This window comes from Streptomyces sp. NPDC048600 (assembly GCF_055587025.1).
In genome coordinates, this window is record NZ_JBVJGZ010000008.1 from 283,781 (window position 1) to 300,515 (window position 16,735).

Annotated in this window: 12 protein-coding genes and 1 other RNA gene; 4 read left to right on the plus strand and 9 right to left on the minus strand. The window is 73.5% G+C overall.

The genetic code is table 11. The annotated features are described in order from the left end of the window. Nucleotides 1–2: 2 nt before the first annotated feature. Together ACZ6SQ_RS14325 and ACZ6SQ_RS14330 are read left to right on the plus strand one after the other, a co-directional pair. Nucleotides 3–1,364, plus strand: a complete 1,362-nt coding sequence (locus ACZ6SQ_RS14325) for an MFS transporter (protein WP_469560865.1) — start codon at nucleotides 3–5, stop codon at nucleotides 1,362–1,364. Between the two features lie 264 nt (nucleotides 1,365–1,628). Beyond that, the gene (locus ACZ6SQ_RS14330) at nucleotides 1,629–2,639 is read left to right on the plus strand and encodes a LacI family DNA-binding transcriptional regulator (protein WP_469560868.1); all 1,011 of its coding nucleotides are present in this window, start codon (nucleotides 1,629–1,631) and stop codon (nucleotides 2,637–2,639) included. A gap of 183 nt (nucleotides 2,640–2,822) precedes the next feature. On the opposite strand, the gene ssrA is transcribed toward ACZ6SQ_RS14330, so the two are convergent. The 5 genes from ssrA to ftsE form a co-directional block, all read right to left on the minus strand. Continuing rightward, nucleotides 2,823–3,191, minus strand: a transfer-messenger RNA (tmRNA) gene (gene ssrA / locus ACZ6SQ_RS14335). Between the two features lie 125 nt (nucleotides 3,192–3,316). Next, nucleotides 3,317–3,856 carry an SsrA-binding protein SmpB gene (gene smpB / locus ACZ6SQ_RS14340; RefSeq protein WP_386379788.1) on the minus strand — a complete coding sequence of 180 codons (540 nt, stop codon included), beginning with the start codon at nucleotides 3,854–3,856 and terminating at the stop codon, nucleotides 3,317–3,319. 67 nt (nucleotides 3,857–3,923) lie between these two features. Next, a complete protein-coding gene (locus tag ACZ6SQ_RS14345) occupies nucleotides 3,924–5,093 on the minus strand; it encodes a S41 family peptidase (protein WP_469560871.1) in 1,170 nt (389 codons plus the stop codon). A gap of 67 nt (nucleotides 5,094–5,160) precedes the next feature. Further along, complete coding sequence (ftsX, locus tag ACZ6SQ_RS14350) at nucleotides 5,161–6,078, minus strand: permease-like cell division protein FtsX (RefSeq protein ID WP_469560873.1); 918 nt, start codon at nucleotides 6,076–6,078, stop codon at nucleotides 5,161–5,163. Between the two features lie 38 nt (nucleotides 6,079–6,116). After that, entirely contained in the window at nucleotides 6,117–6,806 is a 690-nt protein-coding gene (gene ftsE / locus ACZ6SQ_RS14355) for a cell division ATP-binding protein FtsE (protein ID WP_386379766.1), read from the minus strand. A 351-nt stretch (nucleotides 6,807–7,157) separates the two neighbouring features. On the opposite strand from ftsE, the gene ACZ6SQ_RS14360 reads away from it, so the two are divergent. Next, complete coding sequence (locus ACZ6SQ_RS14360) at nucleotides 7,158–7,352, plus strand: hypothetical protein (RefSeq protein WP_386379767.1); 195 nt, start codon at nucleotides 7,158–7,160, stop codon at nucleotides 7,350–7,352. Nucleotides 7,353–7,425: 73 nt separating this feature from the next. Here the strand turns inward: ACZ6SQ_RS14360 and ACZ6SQ_RS14365 are convergent, their stop codons facing one another. From ACZ6SQ_RS14365 to ACZ6SQ_RS14380, 4 genes are all read right to left on the minus strand, one after another. Beyond that, nucleotides 7,426–8,082 carry a hypothetical protein gene (locus ACZ6SQ_RS14365; RefSeq protein WP_469560877.1) on the minus strand — a complete coding sequence of 219 codons (657 nt, stop codon included), beginning with the start codon at nucleotides 8,080–8,082 and terminating at the stop codon, nucleotides 7,426–7,428. Nucleotides 8,083–8,393: 311 nt separating this feature from the next. Next, nucleotides 8,394–9,500 carry a peptide chain release factor 2 gene (gene prfB, locus ACZ6SQ_RS14370; RefSeq protein ID WP_469560880.1) on the minus strand — a complete coding sequence of 369 codons (1,107 nt, stop codon included), beginning with the start codon at nucleotides 9,498–9,500 and terminating at the stop codon, nucleotides 8,394–8,396. A gap of 195 nt (nucleotides 9,501–9,695) precedes the next feature. Continuing rightward, nucleotides 9,696–10,952, minus strand: coding sequence for a serine/threonine-protein kinase (locus ACZ6SQ_RS14375; RefSeq protein ID WP_469560882.1), 1,257 nt, complete (start codon nucleotides 10,950–10,952; stop codon nucleotides 9,696–9,698). A gap of 187 nt (nucleotides 10,953–11,139) precedes the next feature. Then, nucleotides 11,140–12,816: a serine/threonine-protein kinase gene (locus tag ACZ6SQ_RS14380; RefSeq protein WP_469560885.1), complete on the minus strand. Its 1,677-nt coding sequence runs from the start codon at nucleotides 12,814–12,816 to the stop codon at nucleotides 11,140–11,142. Between the two features lie 394 nt (nucleotides 12,817–13,210). Here ACZ6SQ_RS14380 and ACZ6SQ_RS14385 point away from each other — a divergent pair, with 394 nt between their 5' ends. Further along, a complete protein-coding gene (locus tag ACZ6SQ_RS14385; protein ID WP_469560888.1) occupies nucleotides 13,211–16,681 on the plus strand; it encodes an FHA domain-containing protein in 3,471 nt (1,156 codons plus the stop codon). The last annotated feature ends 54 nt before the right edge of the window (nucleotides 16,682–16,735 follow it).

Consider the following 16,735-nt stretch of genomic DNA (forward strand, 5'->3'; position numbering starts at 1 on the left):
CCATGCCCGACACTCCTTCCCACCTGCACCTCGCCGTGACCGCCGACACCCTGATAGCCGCCGACCTGCGCCCCTACGACCACGCCCCGGGCAGCAGACAACACCCTTCGCCCGAGGACCGCCCACCCGGCGAAGACCGCCGCAGAGGCCGCCGCACCCGTCCACCCGGCGAAGGCCGCCGCACCCGCCCGCCCGGCCCCTACCGTCGGCTGCTGGCCCGCCCCGGCGCCCGCGCCTTCACCGCCGGGAACCTCATCGCCCGGCTGCCGATGGGCATGTTCGGGGTGAGCGCGGTGATGATGATCGCCGACGCGCGCGGCTCGTACGCCCTCGCCGGGGCCGTCGTCGCGACCGGGCTGGCGGCCACCGCGCTGGTCGCCCCGTGGACCGCGCGCCTCGTCGACCGGCACGGCCAGGCCCGCATCGCCCTCCCGGCCACGCTGCTCGCCTCGCTGGGCGGACTGGCGCTGATCCTGTGCCTGCGCGCCGGCGCCCCCGACTGGACCCTGTTCGCCGCGTACGCCTCCACCGCCACCTGCCCGAACATCGGCGGCCTGTCCCGGGCCCGCTGGAACCACCTGCTCAAGGACGACCCCGAGGCCCTGCACACCGCCAACTCCTTCGAGCAGGCCGCCGACGAACTGTGCTTCATGCTCGGCCCGGTGCTCGCGGCCTTCCTGTGCGGGTCCCTCTTCCCCGAGGCGGGCACGCTGGCCGGCGGGGTGCTGCTGCTGACCGGCATGGCGGTGTTCACCGCACAGCGCTCGACCGAGCCGCCGCCGGTGCGGCACACCGCCTCGGGCCCGTCCCCGCTGCGCTCCCCCGGCGTGCCGCGCCTGCTGCTGGTCTGCCTCGCCATGGGTGTGGTGTTCGGCGCGATGGAGGTCGCCACGATCGCCTTCGCCGACGCGCAGGGGCACCGCTCGGCGGCGGGCGTCGTCCTGAGCCTCCAGGCGGCCGGTTCCTGCGCGGCGGGACTGCTGTACGGGGCGCTGCGCCCGTCCGGTCCGGCCGCCCGGCGCTACCTCCGGTGCATCGCGGCGATGACCGCCCTGATGACCCTGCCGCTGCTGGCCGCCGGGCTGACCGGCTCGCTGTTCGTGCTCGCCGGGGCCCTGCTGGTGGCGGGCATGGCGACCGCCCCGACGATGATCACGGGAATGACCCTGATCCAGGAGCGCACCCCCGAGGGCCGCATCAACGAGGGCATGACCCTCGCGGTCACCGGCCTCCTCACGGGCATCGGCGCCGGCAGCGCGCTGGGCGGCTGGACCGCCGAACACCTCTCGGCGACGGCCGCCTTCGGGGTCCCGGCCGGCGCGGCGGCGCTGTCCCTCGCGATCGCCCTCGCCACCCGGCGGTGACCCGGCGGGCCGCGTCGAACGACGCGTCGACAGCGGTCGGCCGCGCTCGCGCGAACGGCCCGCCGATGGGCCACTTCCCGCCCAACCACCCACCGCCCAAAGCCATTTCACGTCCCTGCCATTGACGCTCACCGACCCCCCACATACCTTCCCTGTCGAAGCGCTTCGACCGAGATCGACATCACCACTTGGCATATGACGGAGCAACAGAACGCACGGCCCGAACGCTGTCGACGCACAACCGTCTGTGAGTGAGCTGGACCGATGGTCAGGATCACCGATGTGGCGCGGCGCGCCGGGGTCGCCCCCAGCACCGTCTCCTACGCCCTCAGCGGCAAACGCCCGATCTCCCCGGAGACCCGGCGCCGCGTCGAGGAGGCCGCCCGCGAGCTGGGCTACCGCCGGCACGCGGGGACGCGGTCGCGCCCCGGCGGCCGCTCCAAGGTGCTGGCTCTCGCGGTGCCGCTGCGGGCGGGCGTCCATGTGCCGTCGATGATGCGCTTCGCGCTGCCGGTGGTCACCACGGCGAGGGCCTGTGACCACGACGTACTGCTGCTCACCGAGGAGGACGGCCCGGAAGGGCTGCGGCGGGTGGCCCAGGCCGGGCTGGCGGACGCGCTGATCGTGCTGGACGTCCAGCTCGACGACGCCCGGCTGCCGCTGCTGCGCGCCCTGGACCGGCCGTCGGTGCTGATCGGGTTCCCCGCCGCGCCGGCCGGACTGACCTGTGTGGACCTCGACTGCCAGGCGGCCGCCGAGCTGTGCGTGGATCATCTGGCGGGGCTCGGGCACCGGGCCGTGGCGCTGGTGGGGCCGCCGCCGGAGGTCTACGCGCGGCGCACGGCGTACGCGCAGCATGTGGCGAAGGGCTTCACGGTGGCCGCGCGCCGGGCCGGGCTCGCCTCCCGGGTGCACCCGTGCGAGACGACGGCCGCCGACGCCCGCCGGGTCGCCGAACGGGTGCTGCGGGAGCAGCCCGCGCTGACCGGGGTCGTGGTGCACAACGATGTCGCGCTCGAGCCCCTGATCGACGCCTTCACGCGGCTGGGGCTGCGGGTGCCCCGCGATCTGTCCGTCACCGCGATCTGCCCGCAGGACCTGGCCGAGTCGGCGGCGGTGCCCGTCACCTCGGTCGCCGTGCCCTCGGCCGAGATCGCCCGGCGGGCGGTGGAGCTGCTGATCGACAAGCTCGCCGGCGAACCCGTACCGGACGCCACGGCACTGCCGCCGGTGCTGACGGTCCGGGCGAGCACGGCACGGCGCACGCCCCCTTGAGCGCAACGCCCTCGTGAGCCGCACGCCCCCGGGAGCCGACCCGCCGGCCCGCGAAACAGCCGGGCACGGGAAATCCCCCGACGCAGGAAACGGCCCGGCACGGGAAACCCCCCGACGCAGGAAACTTCCGTAGGAAAACGACGAGGACCCGGTGGTCAGTGACCACCGGGTCCTCAACATGGAGAGTGGAGATGGCGGGAATCGAACCCGCGTCCAACGGTGCGGAATCAGGGCTTCTCCGTGCGCAGTCTGGTACGAGTTTCTCAGCCCTCCGGATCACCCAGACAAGTCCGGAACGGGCTCAGTCACTGTTTGATTTCCCTCTTCACCCCGTGACCGGGATCAAGGTTTAGTCCCCTAGCTGATGCCAGGATCCGGGTCGGGAACAGCCCCGGGCTGACACTTCGCAAGTCGCTACTTAGGCAGCGAGGGCGAAGGAATCGCGCTTGGTGTTGGCGATTATTGGTTTCGGCCTGTGGTTAACGAGATCATGGCCGCTTCCTCGACACGCTTCCCCTGCTTCGACATCCGCTGTCGAAACCGATCATCCCCATGTTGTTTTTTCAAACCCTCCGAGGAGGGACACGCACCCGCTGTGGGGCACATCTGCATCGTACGTGACCGACGCGGCCACGTGCCAGCCTATTCCCGGCGGCCCCCGTGGCGGCCGACAGGACTTACGCGCGCTGCCGCCGCTTGGCCGCCGCGATGGCCCGGTCCGACTCCCGCCGGTCCTGCTGCTCACGCAGCGTCTGGCGCTTGTCGTACTCCTTCTTGCCGCGCGCGAGCGCGATCTCGGCCTTCGCCCGGCCGTCCTTGAAGTACAGGGCGAGGGGCACGATCGTGTGGCCCGTCTCCCCGGACTTCACCGACAGCCTGTCGATCTCCTCGCGGTGCAGCAGCAGCTTGCGCTTGCGGCGCGCCGAGTGGTTGGTCCAGCTGCCCTGGCTGTACTCGGGGATGTGGGCGTTGTGCAGCCACGCCTCGCCCCCGTCGATCTGGACGAAGCCGTCGACCAGCGAGGCCCGGCCCTGGCGCAGCGACTTCACCTCGGTGCCGCTGAGCACCAGCCCGGCCTCGAAGGTGTCGATGATCGCGTAGTCGTGGCGCGCCTTCTTGTTCTGCGCGACGATCTTGCGCTTGCCGCCCTTCTCGCCGTCCTTGGCCTTGGCGGCCGCCCCGCCCTGCTTGGGCTGGGACTCCTTGGGTACGTACATTCCCTTGCTCATAGTGCCGCCATTTTCGCACTACGAAGGGGCCTCACGGGAAGCCGATTAACAGGGCCTACTGCTGTCCCAGGCCGCTGAGCACGGTCTCCGCCCGCTTCAGGGCCTCCCCGTCGGCCTCCAGGTCCGGAGTGATGCCCCGCCCGTCGACCCCGCGCCCGGCCGGGGTGCGGTAGTGGCCGACGGTCAGCTCGGCGACCGAGCCGTCGGGCAGCCGGCTGGGCATCTGCACCGAGCCCTTGCCGAAGGTGCGAGCGCCCACCACCACGGCCCGGCCGCGGTCCTGGAGAGCGCCGGTGACCAGCTCGGCCGCGCTCATGGTGCCGCCGTCGACCAGCGCGACCAGCGGCTTCTCGGTGTCCCCGCCGGGCCGGGCGTGCAGCGCGCGCTGGTCGCCCTCGACGTCGTACGTCGCCACCAGGCCGCCGTCGAGGAAGGCGGAGGCGGCGGTCACGGCCTCGGTGACCAGGCCGCCGGAGTTGCCGCGCAGGTCCAGGATGATGCCGGACCCGGAGCGCGCCCGGCGCACCGCGCCCCGCACCCTCTCCCCGGAGCCCTTGGTGAACGCGGCGACCTTGATCACGGTGACCCCGCCGCGCAGTCCGCGCACGGTCACCGGCTCGGTGGACAGGCTCGCCCGGCGCAGGGTCACGTGCCACGCCCGCGCACCGCGCTGCAGCCCCAGCCGTACGGACGAACCGACGGCGGCGTCCTCGGCGTCGCCGCGCAGCAGGGCGAGGACCTCGGTGACGGGCCGCCCGTCGACGACATGTCCGTCGACGCTGCGCAGCCGGTCGCCCTCGCGGATGCCGGCGTCCTCGGCCGGCGAGCCGGAGCGCACCCCGGCCACCTTGATCCGCCCGTCGCGCCCGCGTCGCGCCCACAGTCCGACGCCGGTGTACCGCCCGTCGAGGGCCTCGGTGAACTCCTCGTACTCGCCCTCGGAGTAGACGGCTCCCCAGCGGTCGCCGCTGCGGCTGACGGCCCGTTCGGCGGCTTCCACCGGCGACTTGCCGTCGGCCATGGCCTCGGCCGCCGCGTCCGCCACGTCGTTGCGGGACACCGCCGCCGCGGCGGTGCGCGTCACGTCCGGCGCCTGCTCGTACTCCCCGGTGCCGGGCAGCGAACCCGTCGCCGCGCCCGCGGCCAGCACACCGGCGAAGACCAATGTCAGGGCGGCCCCGCGGCGGTAGCGGCGGGGCTGACAGAACAGGTCACGACCTGACATGGCGGTGAGTCTAGGACAACAGCGAGGACCGTACGGTCGGTTGACCGTACGGCCCTCGGGGCGTGCGTCACACCTTCAGGTACTTGCGCAGCGCGAAGAATGCGGCAAGGGCCGGCATCAGCAGGCTGGTGACCAGGATCAGCGGCAGGGTGCTGATCACGGCGTCCCAGCCGATGAAGTTGATCAGGTTGAGCTTCTCGGACAGGGCCAGACCGTGGTCGATGATGAAGTAGCGGGCGGCGACCAGGAAGGCGCAGGCGACCATGCCGCCGATCAGGCCCGCGACCGCGGCCTCGGCGATGAACGGCGCCTGGATGTAGAAGCCCGAGGCGCCGACCAGGCGCATGATCCCGGTCTCGCGCCGGCGGCTGAACGCCGAGACGCGCACGGTGTTGACGATCAGCATCAGCGCCACGACCAGCATCAGCGCCATGATCGCCCGCGCGGCCCAGTTCATGCCGTTGAGCAGTTCGAAGAGGTTGTCCAGGATGCCCTTCTGGTCCTGCACGGACTGCACCCCGTCACGCCCGTCGAACGCGGTCGCCACGACCGTGTACTTCTCCGGCTTCGTGAGCTTGATGCGGTACGACTCCTGCATCTGGTCCGGCGTGAGGGAGCTGGCCAGCGGGGAGTCGCCGAACTGCTCCTTGTAGTGCTTGTACGCCTCGTCCTGCGACTCGTACGTCACCTTCTGGACGACGCCCATGTCGTCCAGGTCCGCGAGGATCTTCTTCTTCTGGTCCTCGGTGACCGCGCCCTTGGCGCAGTTGGGGTCGGACTCGGCGTCGCTCTTGTTGCAGAGGAAGATCGAGACGTTGACCTTGTCGTACCAGTAGCCCTTCATGTTGGTGACCTGGTCGCTCATCAGCAGCGAGCAGCCGAACAGGGCCAGGGACAGGGCGACGGAGACGACGACGGCGAAGGTCATCGTCAGATTGCGGCGGAGACCGACACCGATCTCCGACAGTACGAACTGGGCGCGCATGGCGTCTGGTTATGCCTTTCCGTGGAGCCTGTCGGTCGTCAGTGCTGGTAGCCGTAGACGCCGCGTGCCTGGTCACGCACGAGGCGGCCCTTCTCCAGCTCGATGACGCGCTTGCGCATCTGGTCCACGATGTTCTGGTCGTGCGTCGCCATCACCACGGTGGTGCCGGTCCGGTTGATCCGGTCGAGCAGCTTCATGATGCCGACGGAGGTCTGCGGGTCGAGGTTGCCGGTGGGCTCGTCGCAGATGAGCAGCTTGGGCCGGTTGACGAAGGCCCTCGCGATGGCCACACGCTGCTGCTCGCCGCCGGACAGCTCGCCCGGCATACGGGCCTCCTTGCCGCCGAGGCCCACGAGCTCCAGCACCTGGGGCACGGACTTGCGGATCTCGCCGCGGGACTTGCCGATGACCTCCTGCGCGAAGGCCACGTTCTCGTGGACCGTCTTGTTGGGCAGGAGGCGGAAGTCCTGGAAGACCGTCCCGAGCTGGCGGCGGATCTGCGGCACCTTCCAGTTGGAGACGCGCGCGAGGTCCTTGCCCAGGACGTGCACCTGGCCGTGGCTGGCCCGCTCCTCGCGCAGGATCAGCCGCAGGAACGTGGACTTGCCGGAGCCGGAGGACCCCACGAGGAAGACGAACTCGCCCTTCTCCACTTCCAGGGACACATCCCTGAGTGCGGGGTGGCTCTGCTTGGGGTAGACCTTGGAGACGTTGTCGAATCGGATCACGGATGCACCACGGGTCGCCGGGGGTAGATGTGCGTGACCATACGCGAACCCGGTGCGCGAGCGCAGTCGCCGGTCGGGGTTGCGCGCGCCTTGTACGTTTTTGTACGGGCCCGGCGTGCGCGGACGGGGGCACGGGCCACCCGGACGGGCCCGCGACCGGCCCCGACCCGGCCCCCGAGCGGCCCGGAAGCGGCCGCCGCTCCCCTACTTTCCGTGGTCGCCGGACGACGGACGGCAGCCCTCTGGGCCGACTCTGCGCACCCTCCGGCGGAACCTGGCACAGTGGAGGGGGAACGTTCCCACCCATGGGAGCGTTCTCCACGAAAGAACCGGCACGAGGAGGGCAAGCACATGACGTACGACCGGCTGGTGTGCGCTAACTGTGCCGCCCCCGTGGCGGAGGGCCGCTGCCCGGTCTGCCGGGCCAACCGGGAACGACTCCAGCAGGAGAACTTCCTCGCCGGCCTGAACCCCACGGCGCTGATCGCCCTGCTGGCGGTCCTCGTCGCGGCCGTGGCCCTGCTGGCCGCCCACCAGACCGTCTGATCGACGAAGGGCCCGGAGCGTAAGGCTCCGGGCCCTTCGTCGTCGCTGTCGGCCTGCGCCGACAGCGACGAGGTCACGCCGCGGCGCCGCCCCGGCCGTTCACCAGGCGCGGCAGCACACGGAAGCCGATGCCGCCCGCGATCATCGTCGCGGCGCCGATCAGCAGGAACGTGAGCTGCTCGGAACCCGCACCGGTCTCGGCGAGCTCGTCGCCGCCGCCCTGGGCGGTGGTGTCGGAACCGCCGGTGCCCGAGTCGCTGCCCGTGTCGGTCAGGGACGAGGAGCCCTCGCCCTGGGTCGAGTCGCCGGAGCCGCCGTCGGGGTCGGTGTTGTTGCCGGAGCCGTTGCCGTTGCCCTGGCCGTTCCCGTTCCCGTTCCCGGAACCGTTGCCGTTCCCGTTGCCGTTGTCGTCGTCACCCGGGTCCTCCGAGGGGTTCTCGGTCTCGACGGGGTCCTCGGTCGGCTCGGTCGGCTCCTCGGTGGGGTCCGTCGGGAGGTCCGTGGGATCGGTCGGAATCGTCGGATCCGTCGGGAGGTCGGTCGGGACACCGGTGTCGGACGGGTCGGGCTCCGGGTCCGGGCTCGGCGACTCGTCGGCGCACAGGATGCCGAGCACGCAGTCGTCGCCCTCGGCGGCGGAAGCGGCACCGGCGGCGGTCAGCGAGGCACCGGCGGCGATCACGGCGCCGGCCGCTATGCGCGCGACTCGGATCCGCGTCTTGTTCGTCATATGGCTGCTACCCCCAGTAGCTGATCGTCGGTGAGGCGGCGCTCGGGGCCGTGATCAACGGAGGCAGGTGGGCTGAAGCGCATCCCCCCGGTTCACATGCGCCCCAGAAATACGCATGCCACACTTCACCCTTCCCATTTTTTAAACCAACGTCAAGGACGTTAGGGAGTGCATTGCCCAACTCGGATGCGCTATGCCGGAATTCACCTCTGTGAGCGAGCTGTAGAACCCGGACAAACGACAACCGCCCCTGAGTGCAGGGGCGGTTGAGGAGCCGACGGTCATGTCGACAAAGTCACTTCTCTCGAAGGCTACTTCTCCTGCTGCTTGCGCCAGCGGATGCCCGCCTCCAGGAACCCGTCGATCTCGCCGTTGAACACGGCCTCGGGATTGCCGACCTCGAACTCGGTGCGCAGGTCCTTGACCATCTGGTACGGGTGCAGGACGTAGGAACGCATCTGGTTGCCCCAGGAGTTGCCGCCGTCGCCCTTGAGGGCGTCCATCTTGGCCTGCTCCTCCTGGCGGCGCCGCTCCAGCAGCTTGGCCTGGAGGACGTTCATCGCGGTGGCCTTGTTCTGGATCTGCGACCGCTCGTTCTGGCAGGAGACGACGATGCCGGTGGGCAGGTGCGTGAGGCGCACCGCGGAGTCGGTCGTGTTCACGCCCTGACCGCCGGGCCCGGAGGAGCGGTAGACGTCCACGCGCAGCTCGGACTCGTCGATCTCGACGTGGTCGGTCTGCTCGACCACGGGCAGCACCTCGACACCCGCGAAGGAGGTCTGGCGGCGGCCCTGGTTGTCGAAGGGCGAGATGCGCACCAGCCGGTGCGTGCCCTGCTCGACCGAGAGGGTGCCGTAGGCGTACGGCACGTGCACGGCGAAGGTGGTCGACTTGATGCCGGCCTCTTCCGCGTACGACGTCTCGATGAGCTCCGTCTTGTAGCCGCGCTGCTCGGCCCAGCGCAGGTACATGCGCTGGAGCTTCTCGGCGAAGTCGGCGGCGTCGACGCCGCCCGCCTCGGCGCGGATGTTCACGAGCGCCTCGCGGGAGTCGTACTCACCGCTCAGCAGGGTCCGGACCTCCATCTCGTCCAGCGCCTTCTTGACGGACGCGAGCTCGGACTCGGCCTCGGCACGGGTGTCCGGGTCGTCCTCCTCCTCGGCCATCTCGAACAGCACGGAGAGATCGTCGATCCGCCCGCGCAGCGCCTCCGCCTTCCTGACCTCGGCCTGGAGGTGGGAGAGCTTGCTGGTGATCTTCTGCGCCTCGTCCGGGTTGTCCCACAGGGACGGCGCGGCCGCCTGCTCCTCGAGCACGGCGATGTCTGCCCTCAGCTTCTCGAGGTCCAGAACGGCCTCGATCGACTCCATGGTCGAGGAGAGGGACTTGAGCTCTTCGGATACATCGACGACTGCCACGCTCCCAGCGTAACGGCTCCGCCAGGCGGGCAGGGCCGGGGAAGGCGGTACCCCGCCCTGCCTGGCCTCTCGGACGCCCAGCACGGGGCAGTGCCCCGTACCTCAGCCGCTCGGACGCCCAGCACGGGCGGTGGGCGGGCGAAGGCCGGAGTCCGGGGCGGAGCCCCGGCAGGGTGCGGGGCGGAGCCCCGGGGGTCAGGGGGACGCCGGGGCCGAGGAGCCGCGGTCGTCGGGGGTCGCCTCGGAGTCGTCACCGGAGGTGGCCGCCCAGGTCCCCGCCCCGACCGCCGCGACCAACGCCACAGCCGCCACCCCCAGCGTCACCCGTCGCCGCCGCGCAGACGCCCGGTGCCGCGCGGACCCCGGCCGGGGCGCCCCCGCCGCCCGGGGCGCCCGCGCCGTACCCCGCGCTCCCCCGGCCAGCTCGTCGGGCGCCGGCACCCTCATCGACGTATGCGTGTCACGGTTGGAGTCGGGCTTGGCGCCGGGGACCAGGGACACGGCCCCGCGGCGCTCCGGGCCGCCGTCGGCCGTGGACACCGGTCCGTCCGCCGCCGCGGCCGGGCCCGGGGCCTCGGCGTCCTCCTCCGGCTCCGCGTCCGGCTCGTCCACGTCCAGCGGAGGCATCCCCGCGAGCGTCGGCAGCTGCTCCCGCAGCCTCGCCGCGAGCTCCGAGGCGCGCAGCCGGGAGGCCGGCGCCTTGGCCAGGCACTGCACGATCAGCTGCCACAGCTCCTCCGGGATGCCCGGCAGGGGCACCACGGTCTCGGTGACGTGCCGGCGCAGCACCGCGCCCGGGTGACCGCCGCCGAACGGCGTGAAGCCGGCCAGCAGCTCGTAGAGGACGGTGGCCAGGGCGTAGATGTCGACGGCGGCGCGCGGCGGCAGTCCCTCGACGATCTCCGGGGCGAGATAGTCCGGGGTGCCGATGATCTTCGTGGCCCTGGTGCGGCGCGGCGAGTCGATGAGTTTGGCGACCCCGAAGTCCGTCAGCAGCGCCGGGTGCGCACCGCCGGGGCCCAGCGGCCCCTGCATGTCGAGCAGGACGTTCTCCGGCTTGACGTCCCGGTGCACCACCCCGGCCGCGTGGGCCGCGGCGAGCCCCTCGGCGACGTCCGCGACGATCGCCACGGCCGCCTCGGGCGCCATCCGCCGCTCCCGCTCCAGGCGGGTGCGCAGATCGGTGCCCCGGACGAGGTCCATGACCAGGGCGAGATCGTTGCCGTCGACCACGAGATCGCGCACGGAGACGATGTGCGGGTGCTCCAGGCCGAGCAGGGCGGTGCGCTCCTGCACGAACCGGCCGACCAGTTCCTGGTCCGACGCGAGGTCCTCGCGCAGCAGCTTGACGGCGACGGGACCCTCGGGCCCCTCGCCCAGCCACACCGTGCCGGCGCTGCCCCGTCCCAGGATCTGGTTCGCGGTGTACCGGCTGCCGATCTTCCGTGCCAAGACTGCTCCTACAGACGCGTGTTGCGCTAGGGCGTGTTCCGGGACCGCCGTCGTCCGCCCGGGCCGGGCGGGGACTTTCGAAACACGCCCTAAAACTACGCGTCCGAGGAGCCGACCTTCACCGTCGAGGCGGAAATCACCCGCTGGTTGTCGACAAATCCACGAAGTCGCCTCGGCGCGCGAGGCATCACTGCGGAGTGCTGCTCCCCAGTTCCCCGATCCAGTCGGTGACCGTGCCGAACCAGTCGCTGAGCTGCTCCCAGTAGCCCTTGCCGGTGCCGATCCAGCCCTGGAGCGGGCTCAGCTCCCAGACCAGCCAGCCCGCCACGAACAGGATGATGATCGTGAACAGGCAGCCCTTCAGACAGCCGAGTCCGGGGATGCGCATCGGGTTGGCGCTGCGCTGGCGCGGCTGCCGGGGCTCGCGCTGCGGCTGCTGGGGCGGCGGGGCGGGCGCGGGCGGCGCGTACCGCTGCGGCTGGGGCTGCGGCTGGGGCGGGGGCGCGTACCGCTGGGGCTGCTGCTGCGGATAGCCGTAGCCGGGCGGCGGGCCCTGCTGCTGCCGGCCCTGCTGCTGCCGGCCCTGATGGGGGCGCGGCTGCTGGGGCTGCGGCTGCGGCCGGGCGACCTGGCGCTGGGGGCGGCGGCGCAGCGGGTCCTGGTTGGGGTCGAGGTACTGGACCTGGGTCTGCTCGTTGCGGTCGCGGGCGGCGCGCATCTGCGACTGCCAGGGGTGCGGGTCCTCGGGTCCACCGGGCTGGTTCTGCGGCACCGGCGGCATGACGGCGGTGGGGTCGGCCGCCCCGGTGCTCGGCAGGACGGCGGTGGGGTCGGCGGCGCCCGCCGGGCCGGTGTGCGGCAGCACGCTGGTGGCGGCGTTCGGGTCGAAGGCCCCGTGCCCGTTCTGCGGCAGCACCTGGGTGGGGTCCGCCGAGCCCGGCACGGCGGTGGGGTCCGGGTCGGGGGCGAGCAGCGCGCCGACGTTCTCGGCGGCCGCGATCTGCGCGGAGTTCGCGTGCACCCCGACGCCTTCGGCGACGACCCGCAGGCCGCGCGCGAGGTTCACGGCGCTCGGGCGCTCGGCGGGGTTCTTGCGCAGACAGCGCTCTATGACCGTCCACAGCGGTTCGGGGACGGTGGAGGGGCGGCGCGGTTCGGCGCTGAGGTGCTGGTGGAGCACCTCCAGGGCGGAGCTGCCGGAGAACGGCGGGCGGCCGGTGACCAGCTCGTAGAGCAGGATGCCGGCGCCGTAGATGTCGACGGCGGAGGTCTGCGGGCGGCCCTCGGCGCCCTCGGGGGCGACGTAGGCGGGGGTGCCGACGAACTCGTGGGTGCGGGTCAGGCCCGGGGAGTCGGCGAGCCGGGCGATGCCGAAGTCGGTCAGCATCGGGTGCATCTCGCCGCCGTTCTGCCGCAGCAGGACGTTGGCCGGCTTCAGGTCGCGGTGGACCACGCCGTCGGCGTGGCTGGCGGCGAGCGCGTCGGCGATCTGGGCGGTCAGCAGGGACGCGGCGACGGGGCTGAAGGAGCCGTTCTCGCGCAGGTAGCGGTGCAGGTCGGGGCCGTCGACGAGGTCCATGACCAGCGCCAGCAGCTCACCCTCGACGACCAGGTCGCGGACCCGGACGATGTTGGGGTGGGTGAGCCGGAGCAGGACGGAGCGTTCCCGCAGGAAGCGCATCACGATGTCCGCGTCGCTCGCGAGCTCCTCCTTGAGGACCTTGATCGCGACGGTCTCACCGGGCTGGCCCTGCACGGCCGCCTCGGACCCGGCGGTCTCACGCTGGCGCGCTCGCCAGACGGTTCCCGTGGCGCCGCGGCCGAGCGGCTCCTCGAGGAAGTACTTGCTGCCGACTGGCCGCACGTCACGCGCTCCCTGCTGCTTGCTTGCCGGTGTTCCGAACCACTGTAGTGCCGCACCCTGGGGGGACGGCCTGTCGTCCTCATGGGTTGTTCATGGGTTGATACGTACGGATCGCAGTATCGCGACGGGCAAACGTTCTTCGAAAAGACGCTCGACTCGGTCTCACGGTTGCCCGAAGCGGACGTGACCGATCTCAAGACCGGTCTCAAGCGGTCGCCGGTGCGCCATTGGTCAGGCACTTTTGCGGGCAGAGCCGACCAATCAAGATCACTTGTCAGCGGGCGGCGGGCGCGCTGTCGGTGGCAGGTGCGAGGATGCGTGCAGTACTGGCCGACGTGCTCGTGTGGTGGTGGGGGGAGTCCGCGCCCGCGCGCAGAAGGGACCGCTGACGGACATGCAGATCCGGCTGACCGTCGTAGACCCGCTGGGGCCCGCCGAGGCGCGCGGCCGTGCCCTGCGCCGTGACGTGCTGGTCACGGCTCCCGCGGGGACGGCCCTGGCGGCGGTGGCGTCGGCCCTGGCCGCGGCGGTCTCGGGGGACGGCGGCGCCGACCGGCCCGAGCGCGGCGCGACCGTGCTGTACGCCGGGGAGGAGCGGCTGGACACGCAGCGCTGCACCCTGGGCGAGCCCCCGCTGGTGGACGGCGCCGTGCTGTCCGTGGGCGGTTCCGCCGGGCCCGAGCCGCATCCCGAGGTCGACTCCGCCCCGGCCCAGCTGCACGTGGTCGCGGGCCCGGACGCGGGCGGGGTGCATCTGCTGCATGGCGGCCAGGTCCGCGTCGGCCGCTCCGCCGACGCCGACGTGCCCCTGGACGACCCCGATGTGTCGCGGCTGCACTGCGCGGTGACGCTTGCGCCGGACGGGCAGGTCTCGGTCGAGGACCTCGGCTCCACGAACGGGACGGTGCTGGACGGCTCGCGTGTCGGCGACCGCCCGGTGCGGTTCGCGCCGGGCGCGCTGCTCCGGATCGGCGAGTCGGCGCTGCGGGTGTCCGCCCCCGCGGGCGGGTCGCCCGCCCGGCTCACCACGGCCCCGGACGGGGAGGGTCACATCCGGGTCACCCCGTCCGACCCCACCACCGACCCGGAAGCCGGCACCGAGCGGGAATCCGGCACCGGCACCGAGGAGCCCGCCGTGGCGCACGCCCCGGCGTCCTGGGACCCGCCCGGCGGGCAGGAGCACTCCCGTACGGAGCCGCCGGTCGTACCCGGCCAGGCGGGGGCGCCGCTGATAGAGCGGCGCGTCACCTCCGACGCCGAGACCCACGCGGGACGCGCCGGTGCCGGGCGCTACGCGGAGGGCGCCCGGGCGAGCCACGGCAGGCCGGACGGCCCCGGCCTCTCCCCCGCCGGCCCGGACGCCGGGCACGGGTCCTGGCCCGGCCAGGGTTCCGCGCGGGAGGGCGGGCGGCGGCGCGGCGGCCTGTCCGCCTGGGCCCGGCGGCTCGCCGGGGGACGTACGGAACAGACGGAACCCGCCGAGAACGCGGCGTACGACGACCCGCGGGACGACGGCCCGCCCCTGCGGATCTCCCCGAGCGCGGCCGGGCTGCCCGACACCTGGCCCGATCCGGCCGCGCTGCTGCTGACCGCGCTGGGCCCCGGCCCCCGGCTGTGGGAGCGCGGGGCCGGGCACCCCGAGGCCCTCACCGTCCGGCTCGGCACCGCCGACCGCTCGGCACCCGACGGCTCGGGTCTGCTGCCCGCCGTGCCCGTCACGGCGGGCCTGCGCGAGGCGGGCGCCCTGGGTCTCGCCGGGCCGCGCCCCCGGCTGTCGGGGCTGGCCCGCTCGGTGCTGGCCCAGCTCGCCGCGCTGCACTCGCCGGACGCCCTGGACATCGTGCTGATCAGCACCGACCGCGCCCGTCCCGTCGAGGAACGCGTCGCGGAGTGGTCCTGGCTCGGCTGGCTGCCGCATCTGCGGCCGGGCCACGGCCAGGAGTGCCGTCTGCTGCTCGCCTACGACCGTGAGCAGGCCGCCGCCCGCACCGAGGAACTGCTCCGCCACCTGGACGACCAGCTCGCCGAGCGGGCCGACGGCGGGCACGGGCCGCTGGGCGGGTCCGCGCGCGCCGGCATATCCGGGGCGCCCGGGGCCACAGCCCCCGGGCAAGCTCCCTCGACGGCCGGCACGCGACCGACGGCCGCCCCCGCGCCCACCGGTCCCGGCTCCCCGCCCCCGGCTCCGGGCGACACCGGAGCCACCGGCCCCCGGACCACCACCCGCGCCTCCCGCCGCCCCTCCTGGGCCCGCGACGAGGACGGCCCGGACCCGGTGAGCGAGCACCCCGGCCCGTACACCGTCGTGGTCGTGGACGGCGACCCCGGCGGGGCCGGGCTGCGGGACGCGGTCGCGCGGCTGGCGGTGGAGGGGCCGAAGGCCGGCATCCATGTGCTGTGTCTGGCCGAGACGCCCGCGGCCTCACCCGCGTCGCCGGTCATGGAGACCTACGAGGCGGCCTGCGCGGCGACGCCGACCTTCCGTGAGTGCGGGGCCGTCGCCCTGCTCAGCGGTGACGTGGCCGGGGCGCTGCGGCTGCTGCGGGTGGCCCGCACCGGCTCCGGCCCGGCCGCGCGCCGCGCCCCGGTGGGCCGTGGCACGGTCGGGGCCGTGGACGCCGTGTCCGCCGCCTGGGCCGAGCGGTTCGGCCGCGCGCTCGCGCCGCTGCGCACCGACGGTTCCGGGGAGCGGCACCCGCGCGCGTCCGCCCCGCTGCCGCAGGCCGCGCGGCTGCTGGACGAGCTGGGGCTGGCGCGGGCCACCCCGGCCTCGCTGATGGCGCGCTGGGCCGACGCCGCCGACGACACCGCCACCCCCGGCGGCCGGGCCTCGGCGGTCCTGGGCGCCGGACCCCGCGGCCCGGTGGTCGCCGACCTCGTCGCCGACGGCCCGCATCTGCTGGTCGAGGGCCCCTCGGGCAGCGGCCGCACCGAACTGCTGCGGGCTCTCGTCGCCTCGCTGGCGGCGGCCGAGCGCCCGGACCGGCTGGGCATCGTCCTGATGGACGGCCGGGACAGCGTGGGCGCGGGCAGCGGCCACGGCGACGGACTGCACGCGTGCACGGACGTCCCGCACGTCACCACCCATCTGCTCGCCAACGACCCGGTCCGCATGCGGGAGTTCGCGCAGTCGCTGAGCGCCGAGCTGAAGCGCCGCGCCGAGCTGCTCGGGCGCGAGGACTTCGCCGCCTGGCACGCCCGGCAGGAGGTCTCCGCCCGTCTGGTCGCCCAGCGCGCGGCCCCCGGCACGGCGGGCACCCCTTCCTCCGGCACCGGAGACCTGGACGCGCCGCCCAGTTCGACCCTGCGGCTGCGCCCCGGCGCGGCCCGCCGGCGTACGGAGGCGGCGCCGCCGCTGCCCCGCCTGGTCGTGGTCGTGGACGACCTCGACGCGCTGGTCTCCCCCGCGCTGGGCTCGCCCGGCCGGCCCGCCGCCGGGTCCGTGATGCGGGCGCTGGAGGCGGTGGCCCGCGAGGGCGAGCGGCTCGGCGTGCATCTGGTGGCGGCGACCGGACCGGGCGGCCGTACGGCCGAGACGGAACCGGCGCGGCGGGCCACGCTGCGGGTCACGCTCGACGCGCCCACCCCGGGGCCGGACGAACCGGCGCCCGGCCGGGGCCGGTCGACCGGATCGGACGGCCGCGGCACGGCGTTCCAGGGCGGCCGGGTCACGGGCCGTATCCCGCGCACGGCGACCCTGCGCCCGACGGTCGTGCCCCTGGACTGGGAGCGTATGGGCGACCCGCCGGCCCGCCGCCCCGTCCGCGAACTCGGCAACGGCCCGACGGACCTGGCCCTCCTCGCGAGCGCCCTTCAGCGCGCGGCCCGTGAGGTGTCCGCGGCGGAGGTGCCCTCGCTCCTCTGAGCCGTCGGCCGTCCTCGCGTCTGCCGGGTGCGTCCTCGCGTCTGCCGGGTGCCC